The sequence below is a fragment of the Streptomyces sp. NPDC005761 genome (genome assembly GCF_040630635.1).
GTDB lineage: Bacteria > Actinomycetota > Actinomycetes > Streptomycetales > Streptomycetaceae > Streptomyces.
Genome location: NZ_JBEXXX010000004.1, coordinates 191111 through 207645, shown reverse-complemented (window position 1 = coordinate 207645; position 16535 = coordinate 191111). Strand labels below are relative to the sequence as shown.

Below are 16535 nucleotides of genomic sequence, written 5' to 3'. Positions count from 1 at the left end.
CCGGGCCGGGTCAGCCGTCGCCCTCGCGCTCGGCCAGGAACCGTTCGAACTCGAGGCCGATCTCGTCGGCGGACGGCAGGTCGACCGGCTCGGCGACCAGATTGCCGCGGGTCTCGGATCCCGCGACCGCGTCGTACTGGTGCTCAAGGCCCTCGACCAGCGAGACGAGTTCCTCGTCGCCCTGACCGATCTGGCGGTCGATCTCCGTCTGGGTGCGGTGCGCCTCGGTGCGCAGGGAGTGGGCGACGGTGGGCAGGACGAGTCCGGTCGCGGCCGTGATCGACTCCAGCGCGGTGAGCGCTGCGTCGGGGTAGGCGGAGCGGGCGACGTAGTGCGGCACATGTGCGGCGACGCCGAGGACGTCGTGTCCGGCCTCCATCAGCCGGTACTCGACGAGGGCCGCGGCGGAGCCGGGCACCTGCGCCTCGTCGAACGGGCTGCGGTGGCCGGGCATGAGGTCGGTGCGGTTGCCGTGCGGCGTGACGCCTACCGGCCGGGTGTGCGGGACGCCCATCGGGATGCCGTGGAAGGTGACGGCGAGACGGACACCGAGCCGCTCGACGATCTGCTCGACGGCGGCGGCGAACCGCTCCCACTCCACGTCGGGCTCGGGGCCGGAAAGCAGCAGGAAGGGCGCGCCGGTGGCGTCCTGGACCACCCGGACGTCCAGCGTCGGGGTCTCGTACGACGACCAGCGGTCACGCTTGAACGTCAGCAGCGGCCGCCGTGCGCGGTAGTCGACGAGTCGGTCGTGGTCGAAGCGGGCCACGACCTGATGAGGCAGCGATTCGAGCAGTCCGTCGACGATCTGCTCCCCGGTCTCACCCGCGTCGATGTATCCCTCGAAGTGGTAGAGCATGACCAGGCCGGCCGACTCCTGGGCGAGCGCCATGTCGACGACAGCCAGGCCCTTCGGCTCCCATTCGTACAAACTCTGCGGATCAAGCACGGTTACCGCTCCTCCTTGTGTTCCTGAAGAAGAACGCCCCCGGGGGCACAGGCATTCCCACCTGTGCCCCTTCACATGGGTGTTTACCCAAGTACCCGCGCGTGCAGTGCGGTGACCGCCTTTCGTGCGGAAGTGAACGCTCCGTGCTGCCAGGCGTCCGCGTGGCTCAGGTAGTCGCCGGCGAAGTACACCCGCCCCGCTGCCTGGTTGAGCGGTGCGAAGACGGGGGCGTCGGGGCCTCCCGCCAGCGAGTGCCAAGCGGCCTCCAGGTACGGGGTCTGGCGCCAGTGGTGGGAGAACGAGGTGGCGAGCTCCGTACGGTACTTCTCCCCGTGGATCTTCACGCCCTGCGCTACGGCGCGCGCCTCGCGTTCACGCGGGGTGAGCGCGGCGTACGCGTCGGCGTTGGCGCCGGTGTTGTAGTACCCGACGATGGTGCCCCGGCTGCCCTGGTGGCCGTAGGACGGGTACCAGATGTGGGCCAGGTCCATGTCCGTCTCCGTGATGCCGCCGTAGATCTGGTGATCGCTCTCCCACCAGCGGCTCCGGTACTCCAGCCCGATCTTTCCGGCCGAGGAGGGCCGGCATGCCTCCAGCGCGGTCTGGACGGCAGGGCCCAGGTTGTGGGCGGTCTTGGCGAGGATGTTGGGCGGCAGGGCGGCGACGCAGTAGTCCGCCTCGATGCTGCGGGTGCGCCCGGCCCGGGTGTAGGTGACGGTGACACCGTGGGCGGTGTCGGTGATGTCCGTGACGGCCGCGCCGGTACGGATCCTGCGCTCCCCTATCGCCCGGGTGAGCGCGGCGGGGATCCGGTCCATACCGCCGACCGGCTGGAACATCAGCATCGCCTGGTCGTACTCGAACTCGAAGGCGAAGTAGCGTCCGACGCCACTGGCGAAGACCTCGGAGGCGGACGGGACGGAGCCGAGCTCCTCTCCGGGGGTCCCCGCCGCCGCGGGATCGACGCGGTACCCGCGCCGGGGGCTGCCGGTGTAGTCGAGGCTGTCGCCGATGTCGCCGAAGTCCTTGAGGAATTCGAGCAGCCGCTCCTGGTCGTCGGCGGTGATCTGCCGGTCGAGCGCCCCCTTGTCGGTGGCCTTCGAGAGAAGTTCGGCCACGTAGCCGTACACATCGGCCTTGGCCGTGCGGTAGCGCATCGGGGCCTTCATACCCGACTTCTCGTTGTAGATATAGGCGTTGGCGTTCACGTTGGTGAACACCTCAATCGGAACGCCGAGTTCGCGGCAGTAATCGAGGGTGACCATCCATTGCGGGATCCGGCCAGGTCCGGCGTTCATGTACTGCCCGTCGGAGAACCGCGCGGTCTGCTCGACGCCATGGATGTCGGTGGTCGAATCCCCACCGCGCACGGTGAAGTTGCGGCCGCCCGTCCGGGCCCTGGCCTCCAGGACCGTACAGTCGTACCCCGCCTTGCCCAGCTCGTAGGCGGTGGCGAGACCGGCGATACCGCCGCCCACGACGACCACCTTGGCGGCGGCCTTCCCCTTCAGGTTGAAGTCGCTCCTGTTCGGCGCCCGGAAGGCGGGTTCGCGCCCTGCGGCCTGGGCTGTGGGGGCGAGGCCGAGCGCCCCCATGGTGGCGAACATCGCGCCCGCCCCGCCCGACAGTCCGACGTTGCGCAGAAATGTACGGCGGCTCGCGCCCGGTGTCGCGGGCGAGTGGTGCGAAGCATGAGTCATGTCCCGGCTCCCCTTCGGATCTTGAGGTTGCCGGGATCCTGGCAAGGGTGTGTTACGGGCCATCAGCTATTCATGTATCCCGCACGTTTCCCTGTGTTCACCCGGCATACCAAACCCGGAGCAATGGTCCAGACCTTGACGTGGCCGCAACCCGTCCCTACCGTCACTGGGCAGCAAGTTCAGACACTCGCCCTGCATTCATGTAAGAGAACGTCCTGAACCCTTCACGGGAAGGCACCCCCATGCGCACCCGCACGCTGTTCCCCACCCTGCTGGCCACCGCCCTCGCCACCGGCACACTCGCTCTCACGTCCGCCGGTACGGCGCGGGCTGCGACGGTCATCGAGGTGAGCACCGCCGCGCAGCTGAAGTCGGCGCTCACGGCGGCCGTCCCCGGCGACACGATCCACCTCGCGGACGGTACGTACACCGGAAACTTCAAGGCGCTCGTCCCCGCCGACGCCGCCGCGCGCATCACCCTGACCGGTTCGGCGGGGGCGGTCCTGACGGCCGGTGGCGGCTACGGGCTGCACCTCAACGGCGCCTCGTACTGGACGGTGAAGGGCATCACGGTCACCGGCGGCCAGAAGGGCATCGTCGCCGACAGTGCCACCGGCGTGATCATCGACTCGGTGACCGTGCACGACCTGGACATGGAGGGCGTCCACTTCCGCAAGTCCAGCAGCGACGGTGTCATACGCAACTCCCGGATCTACGCCACCGGGCACGACGGCCGCGGCATGGGCGAGGGCGTGTACGTGGGCACGGCGGGTGATCTGTCCGACCGGAGCGACCGGGTGCAGATCCTGGGCAACACGATCGGGCCGGACGTCGGTGGCGAGAACGTCGACATCAAGGAGGGCACCACGGGAGCGCGGATCGTCGGCAACACGTTCGACGGCAGCGGGCTGACCGGTGCCAACTACGACGACTCCTGGGTCGACGTGAAGGGCAACGACGTCCTGGTCGAGGGCAACCGGGGCTCGCGCACGACCAACAACGGCTACGAGACGCACACCCAGCAGAGCGGCTGGGGCTGCGGGACCGTCTTCAGGGACAACGCCTCGGACCTGTCCGGCTCGACGGGCGACAAGCAGCTCGCGGTCAACGTCACGAACTCCGGCGCGAACTGCCCCACGACGGTCTACGCGAGCAACACCGTGACGGGCGGCAGGGGGCTGGCCAACATCCCCGTCACTCCGTAGGGAGGCCCGGGGGACTCGCACCGCCCGGGGAACTCGCACCGCCCGGGGGACTCGCACCGCCCACACGGGGGCCCCGTCGCCCGAGGAGCCCGCACCGCCCACACGGGGCCGCGTCGCCCGAGTAGACCGCACCGCCGGGGACGGCCGGAAGCGCACTGGCCCCGCGCGCACGCATGAGGCCCGCCCCCCGAAGGGAGCGGGCCTCACCGTCATCTTTTCAACTCAGCCGATGACCGGCCGGAAGGTCGGAGCGTCAGCTCTGGCCGCCCGCCAGCTTCTCGCGCAGGGCAGCCAGGGCCTCGTCCGACGCCAGGGCGCCGGAGTTGTCCGCGGACTCCGAGGAGTACGAACCGCCGCCACCGCTGCCGCCCGAGGCAGCCGGAGCGCTGCCGGCCGGGGCAGCAGCGCCCTCGGCAGCAGCGGCCTCGTCGGCCTCGCGGGACTTGATGACCTGGGCCTGGTGCTGCTCGAAGCGCTGCTGCGCCTCGGCGTACTGGGTCTCCCAGACCTCGCGCTGAGCCTCGAAGCCCTCGAGCCAGTCGTTGGTCTCGGGGTCGAAGCCCTCGGGGTAGATGTAGTTGCCCTGGTCGTCGTACGACGCGGCCATGCCGTACAGCGTCGGGTCGAACTCGACCGAGGCCGGGTCGCCACCGAAGGACTCGTTGGCCTGCTTCAGCGAGAGGCTGATGCGACGACGCTCGAGGTCGATGTCGATGACCTTGACGAAGATCTCGTCGTTGACCTGGACGACCTGCTCCGGGATCTCCACGTGGCGCTCGGCCAGCTCGGAGATGTGGACCAGGCCCTCGATGCCCTCGTCGACGCGCACGAACGCACCGAACGGAACGAGCTTGGTGACCTTACCGGGAACAACCTGCCCGATCTGGTGCGTGCGGGCGAACTGCTGCCACGGGTCTTCCTGCGTCGCCTTGAGCGACAGGGACACGCGCTCGCGGTCCATGTCCACGTCGAGAACCTCGACGGTGACTTCCTGGCCGACCTCGACAACCTCGGAGGGGTGGTCGATGTGCTTCCAGGACAGCTCGGAGACGTGCACGAGACCGTCGACGCCACCCAGGTCCACGAAGGCACCGAAGTTGACGATCGAGGAGACGACGCCGGAGCGGACCTGACCCTTCTGGAGGGTCGTGAGGAACGTCTGGCGGACCTCGGACTGGGTCTGCTCGAGCCAGGCACGGCGGGACAGGACCACGTTGTTGCGGTTCTTGTCCAGCTCGATGATCTTGGCCTCGAGCTCCTTGCCCACGTAAGGCTGGAGGTCGCGGACGCGGCGCATCTCGACGAGCGACGCCGGGAGGAAGCCACGGAGGCCGATGTCGAGGATGAGACCACCCTTGACGACCTCGATGACGGTACCGGTGACGATGCCGTCTTCTTCCTTGATCTTCTCGATGGTGCCCCAGGCACGCTCGTACTGAGCGCGCTTCTTCGAGAGGATCAGGCGGCCTTCCTTGTCCTCCTTCTGGAGAACCAGGGCCTCGATCTCGTCGCCGACCTTGACGACCTCGTTCGGGTCGACGTCGTGCTTGATCGAGAGCTCGCGGCTCGGGATGACACCTTCGGTCTTGTAACCGATGTCGAGGAGAACCTCGTCCCGGTCAACCTTGACGATGACACCGTCAACGATGTCGCCGTCGTTGAAGTACTTGATCGTCTCGTCGATCGCCGCGAGGAACGCGTCCGCGTCGCCGATGTCGTTGACCGCAACCTGCGGAGTGGTGGCGGTGGTCTCGGTGCTGCTCGTCATGTGGGAAAGGGCTCCGGTACGGACAGTGAGTCGAAGTTACTGCTACGCCGTGAGCCCGTATCGCCTCTGCAGAAGCCGGACAGCCTGGGAAGCGCCGATCCCGTGAACCGGGAGGCGCCTCGTGAACCGAGGGGACATACATACAGATGCGAGCGCGGCCTGCTAGGTCTGAGGCGCGCAGGCTCGCAGCGCAACTTGTAGCATACGGGGGCAGCAGGGCACGGTCAATGCGCGAAGGCGCACACCAAGGGCGGAACGTCCCATACCCGGCACAACTCAGGTTCTCCGAGGCCACATCGCCCCCCCCGAGATGTTCCGGACACACGGGTTCCGTGCTCACAGGTCCCCCCTGGTACGTACCGCGTACGACGGGGTGAAGGCAAACTACAACGACGGGCACGATGAGCCAAGAGATCTACGCGGCCGAACCCGAGGCGACACGCCGCGTCGCCGGCGAGGCCGAGAGCAGCCGGGCCAGCCGCGGCTGGTGGGACCGCAACGCGGACGAGTACCAGAACGACCACGGCGGCTTCCTCGGCGACGACCGCTTCGTCTGGGGACCGGAGGGGCTCGACGAGGCCGAGGCGGGACTGCTCGGCCCCGCGGAGTCGCTGAAGGGCCTGGACGTCCTGGAGATCGGGGCGGGCGCCGCACAGTGTTCGCGCTGGCTGGCCGCGCAGGGCGCCCGGCCGGTCGCCCTCGACCTCTCCCACCGCCAGCTCCAGCACGCCCTGCGGATCGGCGAGGGCATCCCGCTGGTCGAGGCGGACGCCGGTGTCCTGCCCTTCCGCGACGGCTCCTTCGACCTGGCGTGCTCCGCCTACGGCGCGGTGCCGTTCGTCGCCGACCCGGTCCAGGTGTTCCGCGAGGTCCACCGCGTGCTGCGCCCCGGCGGCCGCTGGGTCTTCTCCGTCACGCATCCGGTCCGCTGGGCGTTCCCGGACGAACCGGGGCCCGAGGGCCTGTCCGTCGCCGCCTCCTACTTCGACCGCACCCCCTACGTCGAGCAGGACGAGCAGGGCGAGGCGGTGTACGTGGAGCACCACCGCACGCTCGGCGACCGGGTGCGGGACGTGGTGGCGGGCGGCTTCCGCCTGGCCGACCTCATCGAGCCGGAGTGGCCGGCGTGGAACAACCAGGAGTGGGGCGGCTGGTCGCCGCTGCGGGGCAACCTGATCCCGGGCACCGCGATCTTCGTCTGCGTACGGGACTGAGCACCGGCACACCGGTCCGCGCATGGGGCTGAGCACCGTCCGGTGACCGGGCCGCGGCCCCTCCGTACGAGACTGGGGGCGTGATCCGTACCGACGCCCTGGACCAGCTGCCCGTCCGCACCGCCGTGCCCGCGCTGCGGCAGGCGCTCGAGCACCGCGGGGTCGCGGTGCTGTGCGCGCCTCCCGGCACCGGCAAGACCACCCTCGTCCCCCTCGTCCTGGCCGGGCTGACCGGCGACGGCCCGCTGCGGCGGGTCGTGGTCGCCGAGCCGCGGCGGATCGCCGCGCGGGCCGCGGCCCGGCGCATGGCGTGGCTGCTCGGTGAACGGGCCGGTGAACGGGTCGGCTTCACCGTGCGCGGGGAGCGGCTGGTGGGGCCGGACACGGTGGTGGAGGTCGTCACCACCGGAGTGCTGCTCCAGCGGCTCCAGCGCGACCAGGAACTCGCGGGCGTCGACGCGGTGATCATCGACGAGTGCCATGAGCGTCACCTCGACGCGGACACGGTGGCCGCGTTCCTCCTGGACGTACGGGAGGCGATCCGCCCCGACCTTCGCCTGGTCGCCGCGTCGGCGACCACCGACGCACAGGGCTGGGCCCGGCTCCTCGGCGACGCACCGGTGATCGAGGCGCAGGGGGTGTCGCACCCGGTGGAGGTGGTGTGGGCCCCGCCCGCCCGTCCGGTACGGCCGCCGCACGGGATGCGGGTCGATCCGGCGCTGCTGACCCATGTCGCCGCCGTGGTGCGGCGGGCGCTGGCCGAGCAGAACGGCGACGTGCTGTGCTTCCTGCCCGGCGTCGGCGAGATCGGCCGAGTGGCCGGGCAGCTGTCCGGAGTGGCGGCGGAGGTGCTCCAGGTGCACGGACGAGCCCCGGCCGCGGTGCAGGACTCGGTGCTGGCGGGTGCGTCCGAGGGGCGGCGGGTGGTGCTGGCGACGTCGGTGGCGGAGTCGTCCCTGACCGTGCCGGGGGTGCGGACGGTCGTCGATTCGGGGCTGGCCCGGGAGCCCCGCACCGACCACGCACGCGGACTGAGCGCGCTGACGACGGTACGGGCCTCGCAGGCCGCGGGCCGCCAGCGGGCCGGCCGGGCCGGCCGAGAGGCTCCCGGAACGGTCTACCGCTGCTGGGAGCAGGCGGAGGACGGGCGGCTCGCCCGGTTCCCCTCCCCCGAGATCAAGGTGGCCGATCTGGCGGCGTTCGCCCTTCAGGCGGCCTGCTGGGGCGACCCGGACGCTGCGGGGCTCGCGCTGCTGGATCCGCCGCCGGCCGGTGCGATGGCCGCGGCCCGCGAGGTACTGACCGCGGTCGGCGCGGTGGCGGCCGACGGGCGCGTGACCGACCGGGGCGTCCGGATGTCCCGGCTGGGGCTGCATCCCCGGCTGGCCCGGGCGCTCCTGGACGGGGCGGCCGAGGTCGGCGGGCGGCGGGCCGCGGAAGTGGTCGCGCTGCTCAGCGAGGAACCGCCGCGGGACTACGGCGACGACCTGGCCGCCGCGTTGCGTACCGCACGGCTGGGCAAGGACGGTTACGCGGCCCGCTGGCGGCAGGAGGTGCGGCGGCTGGCCTCGTCCTTCACGGGTGCCGGGGCCGGCGGCTCCGGTCCGGACGATGCCGCCGTCGGCCTGGTCGCCGCCCTGGCCTTCCCCGAGCGGGTGGCGCGGGCCCGGGGTGAGGGGGCGTTCCTGATGGCGTCCGGCACGGGCGCGGAGCTGCGGGACGGCTCCCGGTTGCGCAGTGCGCCGTGGCTGGCGGTCGCGGTCGCGGACCGTCCGGCGCATGCGGCGTCCGCGCAGGTCCGGCTCGCCGCGGTCATCGACGAGGACACGGCGCGCGTGGCGGCCGGGCATCTGCGCTTCGAGGGCGAGGAGGTCGGCTGGGACGGCCGGGACGTGGTGGCCCGCCGGGTGGAGCGTCTCGGCGCCGTCGAGCTGTCGGCGCGCCCGCTGAAGCGGCCGGATCCCGCGCTGGTCCGCGAGGCCCTGGTGGAGGGGCTGCGCCGGGAGGGCCTCGGGCTGCTGCGCTGGAGCAGGGACACGGAACAGCTGCGCCGGCGGCTGGCCTTTGTCCACCGTGAGCTCGGTGCGCCGTGGCCGGACGTGTCGGACGAGGCGCTGCTGGACCGTACCGAGCAGTGGCTCGAGCCGGAGCTGTCGCGGGCCCGTCGCCGCTCGGACCTGGGCGGGATCGACGCGGGGCAGGCGCTGCGCAGGCTGCTGCCGTGGGCGACCGGGGAGGCGGCACGGCTGGACGAGCTGGCCCCGGAGCGGATCGAGGTGCCCAGCGGTTCCCGGATCAGGGTGGAGTACGGCGGGGCCCAGCCCGTGCTCGCGGTGAAGCTCCAGGAGCTGTTCGGCCTCCAGGAGACCCCGCGGCTGGCCGGTGTGCCGGTTCTGGTCCACCTGCTCTCCCCCGCGGGGCGCCCGGCGGCGGTGACGGCGGACCTGGCGTCGTTCTGGCGGGAGGGCTACAAGGCGGTGCGGGCGGAGTTGCGCGGCCGCTATCCGAGGCATCCGTGGCCGGAGGACCCGACGACGGTGGAGGCGACCCGGTTCACGAAGGCCCGGCTCAGGCGGGAGTAGCCGCCGGGCCGGGAAGCCGGTCCGGGGCGGGCCGCGACCGCAGAACGGCTCAGGCGGGAGTAGCCGCCGGGCCCGGAAGCCGGTCCGGGGCGGGCCGCGACCGCAGAACGACTCAGGCGGGAGTAGCCGCCGGGCCCGGGAGCCGGTCCGGGGCGGGCGGCGACTGCGGTTCGTCCGGCCTCCTGGAGCGGGCCTCCAGCCACAGCGACAGGGCCAGGAGCCCGCCGCCCAGGACGAGGAAGCCCCAGGGCAGGTACGAGGTCAGCAGCAGGACGAGCAGCCGCTGGGACTTGACCAGGTCGACGATGGAGACGATGTAGTCCTCGCGCATCTTCACGTGCCCGGCGAACACGGTGACGGTGTCCTGGGCCATGCCCATCGCCTTCGCGTTCCGCAGTTCCTCCTTGTGGACCTCCTCGCCGTTGACCGGGGCCCCGGTGACGGGATCGACCCAGAACATCCGCTTGGTGGTGTACCAGCGGGTCACACCGGTCTTGGCGATCTGCCCTGCGGTGATTCCCTTGATCGGCATCGTCTTCGGCATGGGGACCTCGGTCCACGGAATCGTCTGCTCGAAGTAGTAGACCTCCATGCCCCGGAAGTCCTGGGTGCCCTTGTAGTGGATGGGCGAGCTGGTGCGGGTCTGGGCGTCGAAGTACTCGTAGTCCCGCTTCTCGGTGAGGAAGGGCCACTTGAACTCGATGCCCTCGCGGCTCACCGGGTCGCCGTCGACCGCTTCGCCGGTGGCGTGGACCGGGTCCTGGCTGTGCGCGTCGAAGATGTAGCGCTCGGGGATCTTGGAGACCATCTTGCCGTCGGGGCCCTGTACGTAGGAGAGGGCGTCCCATACGACGACGTCCCGCCCGGCGCTGCGCTCGATCTTCTCGGACTCCTCCACATTGCCCTTGAGGGTCTGCACGATGGTGATCTTGTCGACCTTCTCTGCCTTGAGGGTGCTGTAGTCGAGGAGGGTCGCGGGCTTCGCCTCCAGCACGGTCTCCTGGTACTGGTTCGGCGGGATCTTCGCGAGCCGCGGGAAGGCGTACCAGCGCAACAGCGGTGACAGCGCGGCGAAGAAGACGGCGAGGGCCAGGAGTACGAGGCTGGCTCGGCGGCGCATGGGGTGTCCTCCCTCTGCATTGCGTGGTGCGGACGGCTAGTTCTTCGGGCCCGGGACCGTGGTCAGCAGGGGTTCGGGCGAGGTCTCACCGGGTGGCGCGCCGATCGCACTGATGGTGAGTACGAGGGCGAGGGCGGCAGCCAGTCCGATGGCAGCGGCGACCAGGGCACGCATACTCGGCCTCCCGGGAGCTCAGAACTGATGGGTCGTCAGGGCTGGGGCACCGTAGCAACCCGGGCCGGAGATGAGAACACGTACAACAGCCCCTTGGCCGGGTGCCGGCCAAGGGGCTGTTGCGGGCGTGGTGGGCCCGGACGCGACGCGCGTGGGTCAGGCGGCTGGGGCCTCGACCGTGAGCTCGATGACGACGGTGGCGCCGCCCTCTGTGGTCAGACGCAGCTTGTACGTGCCCGCGGCGCCGTCGGCGTAGATCTTCGGCAGGGTGAGCGTGCCGTCGGCCGCCGTGGTGAACACGAGGGTGCGGACCGGGTCCCCGTCGTCGTTCGTGAAGTACGGGCCCTTGTCGTTCTCGACCGGCTTCTCGTCGTCGGTGATCATGGTGGCGGTGACGGCGACCCGGTCGGCGGCCGCGCCCTTGTAGGTGGCCTTGGCCGTGACGTCGGCGAACGTCTGGCCCGCCACGGCGGTCAGCTCCGCGGTGCCCGTCCTGGCGATGGCGTCGGCCTGCCGCGCGGTGACGGTCGCCTTGTAGGTGACGGAGGGCAGCGAGGTGCCGGTGGCGGTCGCGCGGACGGTGAACGCGCCGGCCTTCTCGCCGGCCTTCAGCACCGGCGCGGTGACTGTGCCGTCGGCCCCGGTGGGGAGCGTGACGGTGCTCTTCCCGCCGTCGAACGTGGCGTCCGTGTCACCGGCGACCGTGAAGGTCACGGACACCTTGGCGAGCGGCTTGCCGAGGTTGCTCTTCGCCAGCACCTTGATCCGCTCGGCGAAGGCGTCGCCCGCCGTGGCGGTCAGCTCCCCGGTGCCCGCGTTCTGCACGGCGGCCAGGGCCGGAGTCGGCGTGGGCTCGGGCGTCGGGGTCGGCGTCGTCGGCGTGCCCGGGCCGCTGCCCGGGTCCGTGGGCGAGGGGCTCGGCTTCGACGGCGGTTCGGGCGTCGGGGTCGGGGTCGGCGAACCGGAAGGCGAGTGCGACGGCGACGGCGAGGAGGACGGGTTGCTGCCGTGCGGGCGGGAACCGGTGTCCGGGTGCGTTCCCGTGCTGGACTCGACCGGCAGGACGCCGGTGCCGTCCGGCACCTCGTGGGTGCCGCGGTTGTAGTAGTCGAACCAGGTCCGGACGGTACGCAGGTACTCGTCGGAGTGGTTGTAGCTCAGGACCGCCCGGTCCAGGTCGGCGGCGAGCGCCAGGTCCCGCGAGCCGGCGCACAGGTAACGCCCGGCGGCGAGCGCCGCGTCGTAGATGTTGTTGGGGTCCTTGCGGCCGTCGGCATTGCCGTCCTGGCCCCAGGTCGCCCAGGTGGACGGGATGAACTGCATCGGGCCCACCGCCCGGTCATGCGTCGAGTCCCCGTCGTAGGCACCGTTGTCGGTGTCCTTGATCAGGGCGAAGCCCTGGCCGTTGAGGGCCGGACCGAGGATCGGGGAGAGCGTGGTGCCCTGCGCGTCGACGCGGCCCCCGCGGGCCTGGCCCGACTCGACCTTGCCGATCGCGGCGAGGAGCTGCCACGGCAGCCGGCATGCGGCGTCCGTACCCGCGACGGTCTGCTGGGCCTTCTTGTACGCCGCCAGCACCGATGCCGGAATGCCCGATTCGGCGCTTCCGGTCACGGGCAGATTGACGGACGTGCCCGGCTTGTTGGGCGTGTTCAGCGGCGGCAGGTCGGTGAAGTAGGGCGAGTTGCCCGACGCGGCACCGTCACCCGAGGGCGTCGACCCCGCCGAACCGGCCGCCGGCTGGTCCCCGTCGGACGCCACCAGGGGCGAACCAGGAGCCTGCGACGCGGAAAGTGCTGCCACAGCGGCAGCGGCCACGGCAGCCGTGGTCGCCCCTCTGCGCAGTCGGCGACCGAATTGCGCTGCCATAACGTGTGGGCCCTCCCCCTCGTCGGCTGTCCGCGCTCCCCTGCGCCTGGACTCAGGCGACCCTACGGCAACTTGCGCCGCCCGGACACAGCGGCCGTACCGCTTCTTACCGGTTTCTCACCTTCCGGTCCGCAAGTTGTCCAGTTGGTGAAGGGACCGTGCAGACGGCTCACGCATACTTCCCCCATGCCGTTCACGCTCAGCCACGCCGCAGCCGTCCTCCCCGGGATCCGCCGCAACGGAACAGGGCGCGGACCGCTCCTCGCCTCGGCGCTCGTCGCCGGCTCCTTCGCCCCCGACATGACGTACTACGCGGACACCGCGATCCCGGGCGCCATGGAGTTCGGCCAGGTCACCCACGCGTGGTGGGGAGTGTTCACCGTGGACGTCCTGATCACCGCGGCGACCGTGGCCCTGTGGCTGCTGCTGCGCGAACCCCTCGTGGCACTGCTTCCCACGCCCTGGCAGGGGCGTGTGCACGCATGGATCCGCGGCGCCCGGCGCCCGCCGGAACAGGGGCCGAGGGGCCCCCGGGACGGGGCGTGGTTCGTGCTGTCGGCCGTCATCGGGGCGGGTACGCATGTGGTCTGGGACGCCTTCACCCACCACGACCGGTGGGGGGTGCGGCTGGTACCCGGGCTCGGGCAGAACACGGGCGGGTACCCGGTGTTCCAGCTGGTGCAGTACGGCAGTTCGGCCCTGGCTCTGTCACTGCTCGTGTGGTTCACCGTGACGGGGCTGCGCCGGACCGGAGCCCGGCCGGCGCCGGCGTCCGTACCGGCCCTGGACCGCCGGGCGCGGTGGTGGGCGTGCGCGTCCATCGGTCTGTGCGTACTGCTGGGCATCGTGCACCGCTGCGCCCGCTGGTACGCGTACTTCGGGCACGTGGACACACCGCTCGACATCATTCCGACCGCCTGCTTCGGCGCGGGCGCCGGACTCGCCGTCGGACTCGTGCTGTACGGGGTGTGGATGAGACTGCGGGGCCGGGGCACCGGCACACCGGCGAACCCCGTCACCGGCCCGGCCCGGAACACGAGCCGGACCGGCGACTGAGGAAACGGCGCCCCCGACGGGGGCCCGCGTCAGTGCGCGGCGGACTCCCAGTCCGTGCCCACCCCGACCGACACGTCCAGCGGCGCCCGCAGCTGCACGGCCGTCGCCATCTCGTGGCGCAGGATCTTCTCCACCTGCTCCCGCTCACCCGCCGCGATCTCCAGCACGATTTCGTCATGGACCTGGAGCAGCATCCGTGACGTCAGCTTCGCCTCGGTCAGCGCCCGGTCGACGTGGAGCATGGCGACCTTGACGATGTCGGCGGCGGTGCCCTGGATCGGCGCGTTCAGCGCCATCCGCTCCGCCGTCTCACGGCGCTGGCGGTTGTCGCTGTTGAGGTCCGGCAGATAACGGCGGCGGCCGAAGACCGTCTCCGTGTAGCCGGTGGACCTGGCCTCCTCCACCACCCGGTGCAGATAGTCGCGAACTCCGCCGAACCGCTCGAAGTAGGTGTCCATCAGGCCGCGGGCCTCGCCCGCCTCGATGTTCAGCTGCTGGGAGAGACCGAACGCGGACAGCCCGTACGCCAGCCCGTAGCTCATCGCCTTGATCTTGCGGCGCATCTCCGGGTCGACCGCGGACTTGTCGACGCCGAACACCTGCGAGGCGACCGTCGTGTGCAGGTCCTCACCGGACGTGAACGCCTCGATCAGGCCCGCGTCCTCGGACAGGTGCGCCATCACGCGCAGCTCGATCTGGCTGTAGTCCGCCGTCATCAGCGTCTCGAAGCCCTCGCCGACGACGAAGCCCCGGCGGATCGCCCGGCCCTCGTCCGTACGCACGGGGATGTTCTGCAGATTGGGATCGGTGGAGGACAGCCGGCCGGTCGCCGCCACGGTCTGGTTGAACGTGGTGTGGATACGGCCGTCCGCCGCGATCGTCTTGATCAGGCCCTCGACCGTCACCCGCAGCTTCGCCTGCTCACGGTGGCGCAGCATGATGACCGGCAGCTCGTGCTCGGTCTGCGCGGCCAGCCACGCCAGCGCGTCCGCGTCCGTCGTGTAACCCGTCTTCGTCTTCTTCGTCTTCGGCAGGCCCAGCTCCCCGAAGAGGACCTCCTGGAGCTGCTTGGGCGAACCGAGGTTGAACTCGCGGCCCACCGCGGCGTGCGCCTCCTTCACCGCCTGCTGCACGGCTCCGGCGAACTGCTGCTCCATGCCCTCCAGATGGGCCCGGTCCGCCGCGATGCCGTGCCGCTCCAGACGGGCCAGCAGGATCGACGTCGGCAGCTCCATGTCGTGCAGCAGCTCGGCCGCACCGACCTCCTTCAGCCGCGCCGTGAACGCGTCACCGAGGTCCAGGACCGCACGGGCCTGCGCCATCAGGGCATCGGCCTCGGCCTGGTCGTCCGCACCGAACGCCAGCTGGCCGTCCGACGACGCCGCCGGAGCGAGCTCACGGCCCAGGTACTCCACCGCCAGAGCATCCAGAGCGAAGGAGCGCCGGCCCGGCTTGACCAGGTACGCGGCGAGCGCGGTGTCCATCGAGACGCCCTCGGTCCGCCAGCCGTGCTCCGGGAAGACCCGCATCACGCTCTTCGCGTTGTGCATCACCTTCGGCCGGTCCCCGTCCGCGATCCACGCCGCGAACGCCTGCTCGTCGGCCGCGTCGAGCAGCGCCGGGTCGAACCAGGCGGCGGCCCCGCCGGCCGCGGCGAGCGCGATCTCGGTGACCGTGCCACTGCCGAGCGCCCAGGTGTCGACCGTGGCCATACCGAGCGGCTGGGCGCCGTGCTCGGCCAGCCACGGGGCGAGCTCCCCCGCACCCAGCACCGAACCCTCCAGCTCGATGCCCGCGGCGGGCGCCGGCGCCTCGTCCTCGGCCTTGCCCGGGTCCACCGCCAGCAGCCGCTCACGCAGGCTCGGGTTACGGATCTCCAGCACATCGAGCACCCCGGTGACCGCCGTGCGGTCGTACGGAGCACGCTCGAGATCGGACGGCGACTTCGGCAGCTCCACATCGCGGACCATCTCGGTCAGCCGCCTGTTCAGCCGCACCGCGTCCAGGTGGTCGCGGAAATTCTGCCCGGCCTTCCCCTTGACCTCCTCGGCCCGCGCCACCAGCTCGTCGAACGAACCGAACTGGTTGATCCACTTCGCGGCCGTCTTCTCACCCACCCCGGGAATGCCCGGAAGGTTGTCCGACGGGTCACCGCGCAGCGCCGCGAAGTCCGGGTACTGCTGCGGGGTGAGCCCGTACTTCTCCTCGACCTTCGCCGGGGTGAACCGCGTCAGCTCCGACACGCCCTTGGTCGGGTACAGCACCGTCACATTGTCCGTGATCAGCTGGAACGAATCCCGGTCACCGGTGACGATCAGCACCTCGAACCCAGCCGCCTCGGCCTGGGTGGCCAGCGTCGCGATGACGTCGTCCGCCTCGAAGCCGTCGATCGCGAAACGGTCCGCGTGCATCGCGTCCAGCAGCTCACCGATCAGCTCGACCTGACCCTTGAACTCGTCCGGGGTCTTCGAACGGTTCGCCTTGTACTCCGGGAACTCCTGCGAGCGCCACGTCTTGCGCGACACGTCGAACGCCACCGCGAAATGCGTCGGCGCCTCGTCACGCAACGTGTTCGCGAGCATCGACGCGAAGCCGTACACCGCGTTGGTCGGCTGCCCCGCCCCTGTCGTGAAATTCTCCGCAGGCAGCGCAAAGAACGCCCGGTACGCCAGGGAGTGCCCGTCCATCAGGAGCAGGCGCGGTCGGTTGTCTGCCGTCTTCTTCGATGCCGTCTCAGCCACACCCCGATCCTGCCACGTACCACTGACAATCCGGACCCGCGACCGCCCACCGCCGTCCGGGGACCGCTCGGCGGGCCACCCACCCGCACCGCGTGCCAGGATCGAGGAGACGGAAACACGCACAGCGGACCACGCCGGCCCGCAGCAGGCCCGAAGG

Annotated in this window: 11 protein-coding genes; 4 read left to right on the top strand and 7 right to left on the bottom strand. The window is 71.0% G+C overall.

Annotated features, from left to right (window positions below; translation table 11 throughout):
• Positions 1-10: 10 nt before the first annotated feature.
• Complete coding sequence (locus tag ABZ434_RS06220) at positions 11-949, bottom strand: PAC2 family protein (protein WP_359132475.1); 939 nt, start codon at positions 947-949, stop codon at positions 11-13.
• Positions 950-1032: 83 nt separating this feature from the next.
• A complete protein-coding gene (locus ABZ434_RS06215; protein ID WP_359132590.1) occupies positions 1033-2556 on the bottom strand; it encodes an FAD-dependent oxidoreductase in 1524 nt (507 codons plus the stop codon).
• Between the two features lie 335 nt (positions 2557-2891).
• Between ABZ434_RS06215 and ABZ434_RS06210 the strand changes: the two genes are divergently transcribed.
• Positions 2892-3854 (top strand): right-handed parallel beta-helix repeat-containing protein, encoded by a 963-nt coding sequence (locus ABZ434_RS06210; RefSeq protein ID WP_359132474.1) that lies wholly within the window; start codon positions 2892-2894, stop codon positions 3852-3854.
• 253 nt (positions 3855-4107) lie between these two features.
• Here the strand turns inward: ABZ434_RS06210 and rpsA are convergent, their stop codons facing one another.
• A complete protein-coding gene (gene rpsA / locus ABZ434_RS06205; protein ID WP_136330605.1) occupies positions 4108-5622 on the bottom strand; it encodes a 30S ribosomal protein S1 in 1515 nt (504 codons plus the stop codon).
• 401 nt (positions 5623-6023) lie between these two features.
• On the opposite strand from rpsA, the gene ABZ434_RS06200 reads away from it, so the two are divergent.
• Together ABZ434_RS06200 and hrpB are read left to right on the top strand one after the other, a co-directional pair.
• Positions 6024-6836 (top strand): class I SAM-dependent methyltransferase, encoded by an 813-nt coding sequence (locus ABZ434_RS06200; protein ID WP_359132473.1) that lies wholly within the window; start codon positions 6024-6026, stop codon positions 6834-6836.
• Between the two features lie 80 nt (positions 6837-6916).
• A complete protein-coding gene (gene hrpB / locus ABZ434_RS06195; protein WP_359132471.1) occupies positions 6917-9418 on the top strand; it encodes an ATP-dependent helicase HrpB in 2502 nt (833 codons plus the stop codon).
• Between the two features lie 112 nt (positions 9419-9530).
• Here hrpB and ABZ434_RS06190 read toward each other — a convergent pair whose 3' ends face one another.
• From ABZ434_RS06190 to ABZ434_RS06180, 3 genes are all read right to left on the bottom strand, one after another.
• On the bottom strand, positions 9531-10538 hold the full coding sequence (locus ABZ434_RS06190) for a DUF3068 domain-containing protein (protein WP_359132470.1): 1008 nt from the start codon (positions 10536-10538) through the stop codon (positions 9531-9533).
• Positions 10539-10574: 36 nt separating this feature from the next.
• On the bottom strand, positions 10575-10712 hold the full coding sequence (locus ABZ434_RS06185) for an SPW_0924 family protein (protein WP_356324231.1): 138 nt from the start codon (positions 10710-10712) through the stop codon (positions 10575-10577).
• Positions 10713-10868: 156 nt separating this feature from the next.
• A complete protein-coding gene (locus ABZ434_RS06180) occupies positions 10869-12581 on the bottom strand; it encodes a lytic murein transglycosylase (protein ID WP_359132469.1) in 1713 nt (570 codons plus the stop codon).
• 186 nt (positions 12582-12767) lie between these two features.
• On the opposite strand from ABZ434_RS06180, the gene ABZ434_RS06175 reads away from it, so the two are divergent.
• Positions 12768-13637, top strand: coding sequence for a DUF4184 family protein (locus ABZ434_RS06175; protein ID WP_359132467.1), 870 nt, complete (start codon positions 12768-12770; stop codon positions 13635-13637).
• A 29-nt stretch (positions 13638-13666) separates the two neighbouring features.
• Here ABZ434_RS06175 and polA read toward each other — a convergent pair whose 3' ends face one another.
• Positions 13667-16378, bottom strand: a complete 2712-nt coding sequence (gene polA / locus ABZ434_RS06170) for a DNA polymerase I (RefSeq protein WP_359132465.1) — start codon at positions 16376-16378, stop codon at positions 13667-13669.
• Between the last annotated feature and the right edge of the window lie 157 nt (positions 16379-16535).